Raw genomic sequence first — 11,610 nt, 5'->3', positions numbered from 1 at the left:
CCGGGGCGCGGGAGTGCTGGCCGGGCTGCCGGTGCCGTTCGCGGCCACCCGCTACCACTCGCTGGTGGTGGAGCGACAGGGCCTGCCCGAGGTGCTGGAGGTGACCGGGGAGACCGCCCAGGGCCTGGTCATGGCCCTGCGCCACCGCAGCCACCCGGTCGAGGGCGTCCAGTTCCACCCCGAGTCGATCCTCACCGACGCCGGTCACCAGCTCCTGGGCAACTGGCTCGGCGGGCTCCGGGCCCGGGCGGCCGCCTGACCGGACGTTAGGTCGTCTCGGTCGTCGGCTCGCTGGTCGTCGGCTCTTCCTCGGTGGTGGTCGGCTCGTCCGTGGTGGTCGGCGCCTCGGTGGTCTGGGTGGTTGGCGCCTCGGTGGTCTGGGTGGTCGGGGCCTCGGTGGTCTGGGTGGTCGGGGCCTCGGTCGTCTGCGTGGTCGGCGCCGCGGTGGTCGGCGTCGCCACGGTGGTCGCCGTCGGGGTGTCGTTCCCGGTCAGGGCCCGGGTGATGAAGAACGCGGCCAGCCCGACCGCGACCAGGGCGAGCAGGCTGACCACGATCCAGCCGACCGAGGTCCGCCGCTCCTCCTCCTCGGGCTCGGCGTAGCGGGTGGCCCGGTCGGCCGCGATCGGCCCGCCCAGCATCGCCGTCGGGTCGGCGCCGCCGTCGCGGGGGATCGCCTGGGTGGTGGCGGCCGAGTCCATCAGCGGGGTCGCGTGCACCGGCTGGCCGTTGCGGAACCGCTCCAGGTCGTCGTGGAGCTCGGCCGCCGTCTGGTAGCGGTTGTCGGGCAGCTTGGCCATCGCCTTCAGGCAGATCGCCTCCAGCGGGGCCGGCACGTCCGGGTTCAGCATCCGCGGCGGGGTCGGGTCCTCGCGGACGTGGCGGTAGGCGATGGCCACCGGGGTCGCCCCGGTGAACGGCACCGTGCCGGTCAGCATCTCGAACAGGCAGCAGCCGACCGAGTAGATGTCGCTGCGGTAGTCGACCGTCTGGCCCTGGGCCTGCTCGGGGGAGATGTACTGGGCGGTGCCGACGACCGCGGCCGTCTGGGTGATGGTCTCCGAGGTGGTGGCCCTGGCGATGCCGAAGTCCATCACCTTGACCTTGCCCTCGGGGGTGAGCATCACGTTGCCCGGCTTGATGTCGCGGTGGATGAGGCCGCGGGCGTGGGCCGCGACCAGGGCGCTGCAGACGTCGGCGCAGATCTCGGCGGCGCGCTCGGGGTACAGCGGCCCCTCGGCCCGGATGACGTCCTTGAGGGTGCGGCCGTCCACGAACTCCATGACGATGAAGTGGGTGCCGTCCTCGGTGCCGGTGTCGTAGACCCCGACGATGTTGGGGTGGCTGAGGCTGGCCGCGGCCTGGGCCTCGCGCTTGAAGCGGATCAGGAAGCTGGGGTCGCGGGCGAACTGGGTCTGGAGGACCTTGATGGCGACCCGGCGGGCGAGCAGCCGGTCGCGGCCCTCGAAGACCTCGGCCATGCCGCCGGCGCCGAGCAGGCGGCCAACCTCGTAGCGGTCCAGCAGCACGTGGGGAGTCGTCGCCATCAGTCATCCTCGTCGCCGGGGCCGGCGGTGGTGGGGCTGGCCGTTCGCGGATGCCCGGAACGACCGGTCGGGGGGATCCAGGCGCCCGCTGCTCGGCAGCCAGGCTAGCAGGAGCAGAGCGATCACGACGAGCTTCGCCACGGCCAGCCCCGCCACCCCGCCCCCCGGGAGCCGTTCCGCCGGCTCCGGGGGCTGTGGACGGCCCCGGGCACGTCCACCGTGGCTGGCCTGCCCTCCCGTTCGGGGACCCCGGCGGCGGGTGGGTGGGGCTCCGGCGCGGCCGGGAGGTCCCGGGTAGCGGTGGCCAGGGCGATGGCCAGGGCCTTGGTCGAGGGGAAGCGGTCGGCGGGGTGCTTGGCCAGGGCCCGGCGGATCAGGGCGGCGGCCGGGGCGGGCAGGTCGGGGCGGTGCCGGCTGGGGTCGGGGACCGGGGACGAGACGTGCTGGGTGGCGATGGCCACCGGGTTGGCGCCGGTGTACGGGGTCCGGCCGCAGACGGCCTCGAACAGCACGCAGCCGAGCGAGTACTGGTCGGCGGCCGGGCCGACGTCGCCGCCCTGGGCCTGCTCGGGGGCGACGTAGTTGGCGCTGCCCAGGACCATGCCGGTCCGGGTCAGGGGGAGCGCGGCGGCCGCCTTGGCGATGCCGAAGTCGGTGACCTTGGCCCGCCCTCCCGGACCGACGAGCACGTTGGCCGGCTTGACGTCGCGGTGGACCAGCCCGTGGTCGTGGGCCGCGGCCAGGGCCCTGGCCACCTGCTCGCCGATCCCGAACGCCTCCCGCCAGGGGAGCCGGCCCCTGGCCGCGATCCGCTCGGCCAGGGTCTCGCCCTCGACCAGCTCCATGACGATGAACGCCCGGCCGTCCAGCTCACCGTAGTCGTAGACGCCGGCCACCCCGGGATGGGACACGGCCGCGGCCGCCCGGGCCTCGCGCCGGAACCGCTCCAGGAAGGCCGGCTCGTCGACCAGCTCCCGCCGCAGCACCTTGACCGCGACCGGCCGGCCGAGGTTGTCGTCGACCGCGCGGTACACCGACCCCATGCCGCCGTCGGCGATCCGCTCCCCGAGCCGGTACCGGTTCCCCAGCAGGGCCTGCATCAATCCCCGCCCGTGAGGTAGGTGGACATGACCCGCTGGGCGATGGGGGCGGCGGTGCGGCCGCCGGTGGCCTCGCTGCCGGCGTCGCCGCCCTCCTCGACGACCACGGCGACGGCGATCTGCCGGTCGCCCGACCCGGCGAAGCCGATGAACCAGGCGTGGGGGTTCCGGCCGCGGGCGTGCTGGGCGGTACCGGTCTTGCCGGCCACCTCCTCCCCGGGGATCCGGGCGGCCTGGCCGGTGCCGTTCGCGACCACCCCGAGCATCATCTGGCGGAGGTTGGCGGCCACGTCCTCGGGGATCACCTCGCCGAAGTCCTCGCCCTCGAACCGCTTGACCACCCGGCCCCTGTCGGAGACGACCTGGCGGGCCACGAACGGCCCCATCCGCCGCCCGCCGTTGGCGATGGTCGCGGCCACGGTGGCCATCTGCAGCGGCGACACGCGCACGTCGCGCTGGCCGATGGCGCTCTGGGCGGTGGCCGGCACGTCCTGGTCGCGCGGGATGACGCTGGTGGCCGCCGGGAGCTGGTAGGGGCTGGGCTTGTTGAAGCCGAACTTCTCCGCCTCGTCGGCCAGCTTCTCGCTGCCCAGCTCGACCCCGAGGGCGGCGAAGGTGGTGTTGCAGGAGATCTCCAGCGCCTCGGTCAGGGTCAGGCTGCCGTCGCCGCAGCTCGCACCGCCGAAGTTGCGGATGTCGGCCGAGGTCTGGGGCACGTCGTAGACCGGCGGGGAGGGCAGCTCCTGGTCCATGGTGACGCCGTTCTCCAGCGCCGCCGCCGCCGTGACCACCTTGAAGGTCGACCCGGGCGGGTACAGCGCCCCGGCGGCCCGGTTCAGCAGCGGCCCGTTCTCGTCGTTGACCAGCCGCTCCCAGTTGCGCCGGATGGCCTCGGGGTTGTGGCTGGACAGCTGGTTGGGGTCGTAGCGGGGGTAGGTGGTCATGGCCAGCACCGCCCCGGTCCTGGGGTCGAGCGCCACCACCGCCCCCTTGCGCCCGCCCAGCGCGCCCTCGGCCGCCGCCTGGGTGGCCTTGTCGAGGGTCAGGACGAGGGTGCCGCCGGGGGTCTCGCGGGCGGTGAGCAGGTCGGTCACGTTCTGGCCGAACTGCTCGGGCGCCCGGCCCAGCAGGAACGAGTTGAACTCCTGCTCGGCCAGGGTGCGGCCGAAGACCAGCGAGTAGAAGCCGGTGACCATGCCGTAGCGGGGGCCGTTCGGGTAGACGCGGACGAACTCGAGTGGGTCGCCGCGCTGGCGGGAGCGCCTGGACTCGGCCACCGGGGTCTGGTCGGCGAGCACGATCGGTCCCCGCTCGATCGAGTACTCCTTGATCAGCACCCGGGTGTTGCGGCCGTCGTTGGCCAGCCGGTCGGCGGCCAGCACCTGCCAGTAGAGGGGGGCGGCGAGCAGGGCCATGAAGGCGACCAGGACGACCACGGCCACCCGCCGGATCTGCCGGTTCATCGGACGACCGTCACCTCCCCGGTGTCGGCCGGGGTGGCCGGGCGGCGGCCGGCCGGGGCCGGGGTGCCCTCGTCCGAGATCCGGCACAGGAGCGCGATCAGGGCGTAGTTGGCCAGCAGGCTGGAGCCGCCGAAGCTCACGAACGGCAGGGTGATGCCGGTGAGCGGGATCAGCCGGGTGACCCCGCCGACGATCACGAACACCTGCAGGGCGAAGCTGGTCACCAGGCCGACGGCCAGCAGCTTGCCGAAGTCGTCGGGGGCGGCCAGGGAGATCCGCAGCCCCCGGAACACCATCAGCAGGTAGACGAGCAGCATGGCCGTGACCCCGAGCAGGCCCAGCTCCTCCCCGAAGGCGGCGAAGATGAAGTCGGTGGAGGCGAACGGGATGAAGTCGGGCCGGCCCTGGTTCCAGCCCTGGCCGAGGATCCCCCCGGTGGCCAGGGCGAACAGCCCCTGGGCGAGCTGGTAGCCGCGGCCGTCGTAGTACTCCCAGACGTCCAGCCAGGTCGCGACCCGGGTCTGGACGTGGCCGAACAGGTTGTAGGCGATCACCGCGCCGGTGACGAACAGGCCCAGCCCCGCGGCCACATAGGAGAAGCGCCCCGTGGCCACGTACAGCAGGACCACGAACACCCCGAAGAACAGCAGGCTCGAACCGAGGTCCTTCTCGAAGAAGAGCACGAACAGGCTGGCCGCCCAGGCCAGCAGCAGGGGCATGAAGTACTTGATCTCCGGCAGCAGGAACGGCCCCACCCGGTAGGTGGCGGTGGCCAGCAGCTCCTTGCGTTCGGCCAGGTAGGCGGCCAGGAACACCACCAGGGCGATCTTGGCCGCCTCGGCCGGCTGGCCGGAGAACGGGCCGATGCGGACCCACAGCCGGGCGCCGTTGATCTCCCGGCCCAGCACCGGCAGGACCGGCAGCACCAGCAGGACCACGCCCAGCAGCAGCCAGGAGTAGCGGTAGCGGTCCAGCACCCGGTGGTCGCGGATGACCAGGATCACGGCCACGAACACGGCCACCCCGAGCACCGTCCACAGGGCCTGGGCCGGAGCCTCGGGCCGGTAGTTCTCCTTGGCCGCCTCGGCGTAGTCGAGCCGCCGCACCATGACCAGGCCGAGGCCGTTGAGCAGGGCCGCCCCGGGCAGCAGGATGGGGTCGGCCTGGGGGGCCCGCCAGCGCAGCACCAGGTGGGCGCCGAGGAACAGCCCGGCCAGGGTGGCGCCGTAGCCGGCGCTGCCCGACGGCACCTCGTTGTCCGCGGCCAGCCCCACGATCATGTACGCCCCGACCGACAGGATCAGGGCCAGGAGCAGCAGGGACAGCTCGACGTTGCGGCGGGACTCCACCCCTCAGCCTCCCGCGGCCCTGGTGGTGGTCGCGGCCGCCGTGGTCGGGGTGGCCGTGGTCGTGGGCACCGCCCCGGTGCAGCCGTCGGGGCTGAACACCAGCGGGGCGCACAGGGCGATGCTGCGGGCGTCGGCCAGGTCGTCGGCCTGGACCCCGTCCTCCAGGCGGGCGGCGTAGCCGGCCGGCACCTGGGCCCGGCTGACGGGGCTGCGCTCGACCAGGCGCGAGAAGCTGAGCCCGGCCACGTCGCCGGGGACGCCCTGGAAGACGGCCACCGAGTCGCCGTCGAACCCCACGAAGTAGCGGCTGAACAGGAAGCTGCGCCCGGCGACCAGCGCCGCCGCCAGCAGCAGGACCACGATCCCGGCGATCAGGAACCGCTGCAGGCGCCGGTGCTTGGCCAACGAGCGGTCCTCGGCCACCCGGGCCGCCCGCCCGGCCCGCCCGCCGCGGCCGCGGGCCCCGTCGGTGACGGCGTCCACCGGCGGCAGGGCCCCGGTGGCCGACCCGGCGTCGAGGTCGCCGGTGGTGTCGCCCCCGGCCTCGGCGGCCAGGGCGGTCGCCTCGTCGACGGCGTCGACCACGATCACGGTGATGTTGTCGGGGCCGCCCTGCTCGTTGGCCACACCGATCAGCTCCCGGGCGGCCCGCTGGGCGCTGGGGATCCGCAGCAGGACCTTGCGGATCTGGGCCGGCTCGACCACGTCCGAGAGCCCGTCCGAGCAGAGCAGCAGCCGGTCGCCGACCTGGAGCTTGTAGGTGAACAGGTCGAACTCGACCTCGGGGTCGATCCCCAGGGCGCGGGTGATGACGCTCCGCTGGGGGTGCCGCTCGGCGTCCTCGGGGGAGAGCCGGCCGTCGTCGACCAGCTCCTGGACCAGCGAGTGGTCAACGGTGACCTGGGACAGCTCGCCCTGGCGGAGCAGGTAGCCGCGGGAGTCGCCGACGTTGGCCACGTGCACCATGTCGCCGTCCTCGAGCAGGGCGACCAGGGTGGTCCCCATGCCGTTGAGCTTGCGGTCGCTGGCCGCCATCTCCCGGATGCGCCGGTTGGCCCGGAGGATGGCCTGCTTGAGGTCGTCGGTGGCGGCGGTCTCGTTCTCCCACGGCCCCCGGCCGCCGAGGGCGGCCAGCTCCTCGATGGCGATGGCGCTGGCGACCTCGCCGGCGCTGTGGCCACCCATGCCGTCGGCGACCGCGGCCACCGGCTGGGAGCTGAGGTAGCTGTCCTCGTTGTTCTTGCGCATCCGACCGACGTCGGTGGCGGCCGCGAAGACGAGGCGCATCAGCGGCGCAGCTCCAGGGTGGCCTTGCCCATCTTGACCTCGTCGCCAGGGCCGATGGAGGTCGGCTGCTGCACGCGGGTCCGGTTCATGTAGGTGCCGTTGGTGGAGCCGAGGTCCTCCAGCCACCACGACCCGTCGCGCTGGTAGATGCGGGCGTGCACGTTGGACACGTAGGTGTCGCGGATGGCGACGTCGCAGGTGGCCGCCCGGCCGACCGTGAGCGACTCCTTGAGCGGGACCGTGCGCCGGCCGCCCTCGTCGGTCACCACCAGCTCGCGGGGCAGGCGGCGGGCCGGCCGGCCCGGCCCGCCGGTCCGCGGCACCGGCCGGGTGGGCGCCCGGGCCGGGCGGGCCCGGCGGCGCTCGGCCCGCGGCCCGAACACGTCAAGGGTCACCGCCCGCACCGCCCGCCACACGAACAGGTAGAGGATGACCAGGAAGGCGATCTTGACCAGGAGCAGGAAGATCGGGGGCATCAGCCCTCCCGCCGGAACTGCAGGGTCGAGGAGGCCAGCTTGAGCACGTCGCCGTTGGCCAGACGGCGGCGGCGGATCGGCTGGCCGTTGACCTCGGTGCCGTTGGTGGAGCGCAGGTCCTCGACGATGAAGTCGTCGCCCTCGCGCACCACCCGGGCGTGGTTGCGGGAAACGCCCGGGTCGGCCAGGGGGATGTCGGACTGCTCGGCCCGTCCGATGGAGAGCTCGGCGGCGGCCAGGGGCCAGGTCCGGATCGGCTGGCCGCCCTGGACCAGCACCAGGCTGGCCGGGGCGCCCACCTTGGGCCGGGGGCGCTGGCCGGGCAGCATCGCCGTATGGGGGCCGACCGGCGCTCCCCCCGGGGCCGCCGGGGCGGCGGCGTAGTCCCGCTCCTGTTCGTCGGCGTCGACCCGGCCGCTCAGCCGGAAGCGGCCAACCTCCAGGTCGTCGGCCGTCTCGAACTCGATCCGGGCCGGCCCGAGCATGGCCCAGTCGCGCTCGCGGGCCGTGTCCACGGCCAGCGCGGCCAGCTCCTGGGCCAGGGCGACCTCATAGTCGGCGAAGCGCTCCCGGTCACCGGGAGACAGCTCGTAGACGTACACGTTGGGGACGTAGACGCGGTTGACTCCCACCGTGCGCCCGTCCTCGACCTCCCGGACCAGGCGCTTGCCCAGCTCGACGGGTTGCACTCCGGAGCGGAAGGCGCGCGCGAACAGCCCCTCCACCGCGCCCTCGAGGCGCCGCTCGAAGTCCCGCAAGATCCCCATCGTCCGAGCCCTCGGGCACTCCTTTGCCTTGTCCGGTCACCGGCTCGCCGCAGTGTACCCACTCTAGCCGGTGACCAGCGGCTTCCCCGGCCGAGGTGGTCACGGCCGTGCTACAATCCCCGCTCGATTCCCCCGGGCGAGTGGCGGAATTGGCAGACGCGCAGGATTCAGGTTCCTGTGTCCGCAAGGACGTGGGGGTTCAAGTCCCCCTTCGCCCACCTCACATGACCGGCCCCGCGACCCCCGACCCCGTCGTGCTGCGCGCGCCGCGCCTCCTCGACGGCACCGGCACCCCGCCCGTCGACGCCGCCGCCCTGCTGCTGGAGGGCGGCCGCATCGCCTACACCGGCCCGGCCGCCGGCCTCCCCGAGGGCGCCGACCGGCTCCCGGCCCTCGACTTCCCCGGGGCGACCCTGCTCCCCGGGCTGGTCGACGTCCACGTCCACCTGGTGGCCAGCGGCGGGCCCGACCTGGCCGCCACCCTGCCCAAGACCGAGGTCGACCGGACCATCGCCGCCGTGGTCAACGCCCGCCGCCAGCTCGACCAGGGCGTCACCCTGGTCCGCGACCTGGGCGCCCCGGGGGCCGAGGCGATCCTGGTCGGCCAGGCCGTGGAGGAGGGAACGCTCCCCGGCCCGCGGGTGGTGGCCGCCGGGCCGGCGGTGACCATGACCGGCGGCCACATCCCCTACCTGGGCCGGGTCACCGACGGCGTCGAGGCCATGCGGGCGTCGGTCCGGGCCAACCTGGCCATGGGGGCCCGCTGCATCAAGGTGGTGGCGACCGGCGGCGTGCTCACCCCGGGCGTCGACCCCCGCGAGCCCGCCTACACCCAGCCCGAGCTGGACGCCCTGGTCTCCGAGGCCCACCGGCTGGGCCTGACCGTGGCCGCCCACGCCATCGGCGAGGGCGGGGTGGCGGCGGCCCTGCGGGCGGGGGTCGACTCGATCGAGCACGGCATGTTCCTCGACGAGGCCGCCATCGAGCTGTTCCTCGGCACCGGGGCCCGCCTGACCCCGACCTTCCTGGCCCCGCACGGCATCCTGGGCGGGCCGAGCGTGCCCGCCTGGATCAAGGACCGGGCCCGCCCGGCCGCCGAGGCCCAGGTGCGCTCGTTCCGGGCCGCCGTCGAGGCCGGGGTGCCGGCCGTGGCCGGGACCGACGCCGGCACCCCCGACAACCCCCACGGCGGGGTGGCCAGCGAGGTCGCGTTCATGGTCGACGCCGGCCTGCCGGTCCTGCGGGCCGTACGGGCGGCCACCGCCGAGGCCGCCGACCTCCTCGGGGTTGCCGACCGCGGCGTGCTCCGCCAGGGCGCCGCCGCCGACGTCCTGGTCGCCGGCGGCGACGTCGCCGCCGACATCACCGCCCTGCAACGGCCGGTCGCCGTATTCCAGGACGGGCGCCGCGTGGGCTAGGCTGGACACGGTGTCTGCAGCGGAGGTGGTGTCAGGTGACCGTCGTGCAACTGCCCGAGGAGCTGGTCGCGCTGCGGGACGCGATCCGCACCTTCATCCAGCGGGAGATCGCCCCCAAGGAGGCGACCTACGCCCAGGAGATCACCGAGACCGGCACCTTCGCCGCCCTCCAGCAGGAGAAGAAGGCCCTGCGCAAGCGCTCGGCCGCCGAGGGCTACTACTCGCTGTTCATGCCCGAGGAGGCCGGCGGCGGCGGGGTCGGGTACCTCGGCCTGGTCCTCTGCGTTGAGGAGTGCATGCGCCACGGCCTGCTGCTGGCCATGCCCGGCGGGGTGCTCCCGAGCGTCGAGGGACCGACCCCGATCCTGCTCGACGGCACACCTTCCCAGCAGGAGCGGTACCTCCAGCCGACCATGCGGGCCGAGCGCGAGGCCTGCTTCGCCCTGACCGAGCCCGACGCCGGCTCGGACGCGACCAGGATCCGCACCCGGGCCGTGCGCGACAACGGCGGCTGGGTCATCAACGGCCGCAAGCACTTCATCACCCACGGGGCCGAGGCCGACTACGTGATCCTGTTCGCCGTCACCGACCCGGGCAAGGGCGCCCGCGGCGGCATCAGCTGCTTCCTGGTCGACACCGACACCCCCGGGTTCGAGGTCGGCCGGCGCCAGCGGACCATGTACGACGAGCACCAGGCCGAGCTGGTCTTCACCGACTGCCGGGTCGGTGACGACGCCCTGCTCGGCAAGGAGGGCTACGGCTTCTACTCGGCCATGCGGTGGATCAACGGCGGCCGGGTCTCGATCGCCGCCATGGCCGTCGGGGTCGCCCAGCACCTCTACGAGCGGATGCTCGAGTACGCCAAGGTGCGGGAGGCGTTCGGCCGCCGCATCGGCGCCAACCAGTACGTCCAGGGGATGATCGTGGACACCCTGGCCGAGCTGACCCAGGCCCGCCTGCTGGTCTACGACCTGGCAGCCCGCCTCGACTCCGGCGCCGACGGCCGCCAGGAGGCGGCCATGGCCAAGTACGTGGCCACCGAGATGGTCGGCAGGGTGGCCGACCGGGCCATCCAGGTGTTCGGCGGCAACGGCTACATGACCGAGATGGGGGTGGAGCGCTGGGCCCGGTTCGTCCGGGCCATGCGCCTGTACGAAGGCACCAGCGAGATCCTGAAGACCAACATCGCACGGACGCTCGGGCTCGACGAGCCCTCGCGGGTACCGGCTCCGGCGGTGCAGTGAGGCGCGGCGCCTGAATCCCCGGGGGCTCCGCCCCCCGGACCCCCTGGATTCCGTAGGATGAGGGCATGCGAACCCTCCGTGCCCGCTCGACCCTGCTCCTGGCCGCGGCCGCCTGGACGATCTGGGTCTGGGCGACCCGTATCTGGAACATCGTCGGCGACCCCGCCCACGACGCCGCCTTCAAGGCCGTGCACAGCCTGCTCGCCCTGGTCTCGATCGGCTTCGGGATCGCCCTGGCCGTGGTCGGCCTGCGCATGCGCCGCGAGGAGCGCGCGCCCGAGATTGAGACGGCGGGACGCGCCGGGTAGGCTGAGCCGCTCGCCGACCTGGGGGGAGCCGCCGTGTTCATCCGGATACTGCGCGGAGAGGCCGTTGACGGCGCCGCCACGCTGGCCGAGATCGACCGCTGGCGCCACGAGCTCGGCGCCGGGGTGCTCGGCTGGCAGCGACTGACCGCCGGCATCGGCGACGGCGGCGAGCTGGTCCTGGCGCTGCGCTACGACACCGAGGCGGCGGCCCGCCGCGACCGCGACCGGCCCGAGCTGGCCGCCTGGCAGTCCGCGGCCGAACGCCACCTGGCCGGCCCCGGCCGCTGGTACGACTGCCCGGTGGTCCACACCATGAAGGCCGGCGACGCCGGCGATGCGGGCTTCCTCCGCGTGGTCCAGGGCCGCCTGGCCGACCCGATCCGCCTGGCCGCCATGCGGGCCGAGGTCGAGCGCACCCTGCACGACCGCGCCCCCCACGTCCTCGGCGTGACCGTGGCCGAGCACGCCGACGGCACCGGCTTCACCGAGCTCACCTACCTCACCTCGGAGCGCGAGACCCGGGCCGCCGACCGCCAGATGCCGGTCGAGATGGCCGTCCAGCTCGGCACCGTGCGCAGCTACGTCGAGGCCCTTGAAGAGGTCGAGCTGCGCAGGCCGCTGCTGGCCAGCCCGGCCGTGCCGGTCGGCTAG

At 74.0% G+C, this 11,610-nt stretch carries 12 protein-coding genes and 1 tRNA gene; 6 read left to right on the top strand and 7 right to left on the bottom strand.

Features of this window, described 5'->3' with window-relative positions; all coding sequences use genetic code 11:
• Positions 1-259 (top strand): aminodeoxychorismate/anthranilate synthase component II (locus VF468_01330; protein ID HEX5876964.1); only part of this gene is annotated, 259 nt, incomplete at its 5' end.
• A gap of 7 nt (positions 260-266) precedes the next feature.
• On the opposite strand, the gene pknB is transcribed toward VF468_01330, so the two are convergent.
• The 7 genes from pknB to VF468_01295 form a co-directional block, all read right to left on the bottom strand.
• A complete protein-coding gene (gene pknB, locus VF468_01325; GenBank protein ID HEX5876963.1) occupies positions 267-1,547 on the bottom strand; it encodes a Stk1 family PASTA domain-containing Ser/Thr kinase in 1,281 nt (426 codons plus the stop codon).
• Between the two features lie 122 nt (positions 1,548-1,669).
• Positions 1,670-2,647, bottom strand: a complete 978-nt coding sequence (locus VF468_01320; GenBank protein HEX5876962.1) for a serine/threonine-protein kinase — start codon at positions 2,645-2,647, stop codon at positions 1,670-1,672.
• Positions 2,647-4,110, bottom strand: coding sequence for a penicillin-binding protein 2 (locus tag VF468_01315; protein HEX5876961.1), 1,464 nt, complete (start codon positions 4,108-4,110; stop codon positions 2,647-2,649). Before VF468_01315 ends, VF468_01320 begins: the two co-directional genes overlap by 1 nt.
• A complete protein-coding gene (locus VF468_01310) occupies positions 4,107-5,459 on the bottom strand; it encodes an FtsW/RodA/SpoVE family cell cycle protein (protein ID HEX5876960.1) in 1,353 nt (450 codons plus the stop codon). The genes VF468_01315 and VF468_01310 overlap by 4 nt, the downstream gene beginning before the upstream one ends.
• A 3-nt stretch (positions 5,460-5,462) precedes the next feature.
• Complete coding sequence (locus tag VF468_01305; GenBank protein HEX5876959.1) at positions 5,463-6,746, bottom strand: Stp1/IreP family PP2C-type Ser/Thr phosphatase; 1,284 nt, start codon at positions 6,744-6,746, stop codon at positions 5,463-5,465.
• Positions 6,746-7,222 carry an FHA domain-containing protein gene (locus VF468_01300; protein HEX5876958.1) on the bottom strand — a complete coding sequence of 159 codons (477 nt, stop codon included), beginning with the start codon at positions 7,220-7,222 and terminating at the stop codon, positions 6,746-6,748. Before VF468_01300 ends, VF468_01305 begins: the two co-directional genes overlap by 1 nt.
• The gene (locus tag VF468_01295) at positions 7,222-7,989 is read right to left on the bottom strand and encodes a DUF3662 and FHA domain-containing protein (protein HEX5876957.1); all 768 of its coding nucleotides are present in this window, start codon (positions 7,987-7,989) and stop codon (positions 7,222-7,224) included. The genes VF468_01300 and VF468_01295 overlap by 1 nt, the downstream gene beginning before the upstream one ends.
• A 134-nt stretch (positions 7,990-8,123) precedes the next feature.
• On the opposite strand from VF468_01295, the gene VF468_01290 reads away from it, so the two are divergent.
• The 5 genes from VF468_01290 (at position 8,124) to VF468_01270 (ending at position 11,610) form a co-directional block, all read left to right on the top strand.
• A tRNA-Leu gene (locus tag VF468_01290) sits at positions 8,124-8,207 on the top strand.
• 6 nt (positions 8,208-8,213) lie between these two features.
• Complete coding sequence (locus VF468_01285) at positions 8,214-9,407, top strand: amidohydrolase family protein (GenBank protein HEX5876956.1); 1,194 nt, start codon at positions 8,214-8,216, stop codon at positions 9,405-9,407.
• Positions 9,408-9,442: 35 nt separating this feature from the next.
• Positions 9,443-10,651 carry an acyl-CoA dehydrogenase family protein gene (locus VF468_01280; protein ID HEX5876955.1) on the top strand — a complete coding sequence of 403 codons (1,209 nt, stop codon included), beginning with the start codon at positions 9,443-9,445 and terminating at the stop codon, positions 10,649-10,651.
• Positions 10,652-10,716: 65 nt separating this feature from the next.
• The gene (locus VF468_01275; protein ID HEX5876954.1) at positions 10,717-10,959 is read left to right on the top strand and encodes a hypothetical protein; all 243 of its coding nucleotides are present in this window, start codon (positions 10,717-10,719) and stop codon (positions 10,957-10,959) included.
• A gap of 33 nt (positions 10,960-10,992) precedes the next feature.
• Positions 10,993-11,610 (top strand): hypothetical protein, encoded by a 618-nt coding sequence (locus VF468_01270; protein ID HEX5876953.1) that lies wholly within the window; start codon positions 10,993-10,995, stop codon positions 11,608-11,610.

It is taken from the genome of Actinomycetota bacterium (assembly GCA_036280995.1).
Taxonomy (GTDB): domain Bacteria; phylum Actinomycetota; class CALGFH01; order CALGFH01; family CALGFH01; genus CALGFH01.
This window is presented reverse-complemented; position numbering and strand designations above follow the sequence as displayed.

Coding starts and splice junctions, on each gene's coding strand:
- VF468_01300 (HEX5876958.1), bottom strand. CDS start 7,222: ATGCCCCCGATCTTCCTGCTCCTGGTCAAGATCGCCTTCCTGGTCATC.
- VF468_01275 (HEX5876954.1), top strand. CDS start 10,717: ATGCGAACCCTCCGTGCCCGCTCGACCCTGCTCCTGGCCGCGGCCGCC.
- pknB (HEX5876963.1), bottom strand. CDS start 1,547: ATGGCGACGACTCCCCACGTGCTGCTGGACCGCTACGAGGTTGGCCGC.
- VF468_01320 (HEX5876962.1), bottom strand. CDS start 2,647: ATGCAGGCCCTGCTGGGGAACCGGTACCGGCTCGGGGAGCGGATCGCC.
- VF468_01285 (HEX5876956.1), top strand. CDS start 8,214: ATGACCGGCCCCGCGACCCCCGACCCCGTCGTGCTGCGCGCGCCGCGC.
- VF468_01295 (HEX5876957.1), bottom strand. CDS start 7,989: ATGGGGATCTTGCGGGACTTCGAGCGGCGCCTCGAGGGCGCGGTGGAG.
- VF468_01305 (HEX5876959.1), bottom strand. CDS start 6,746: ATGCGCCTCGTCTTCGCGGCCGCCACCGACGTCGGTCGGATGCGCAAG.
- VF468_01315 (HEX5876961.1), bottom strand. CDS start 4,110: ATGAACCGGCAGATCCGGCGGGTGGCCGTGGTCGTCCTGGTCGCCTTC.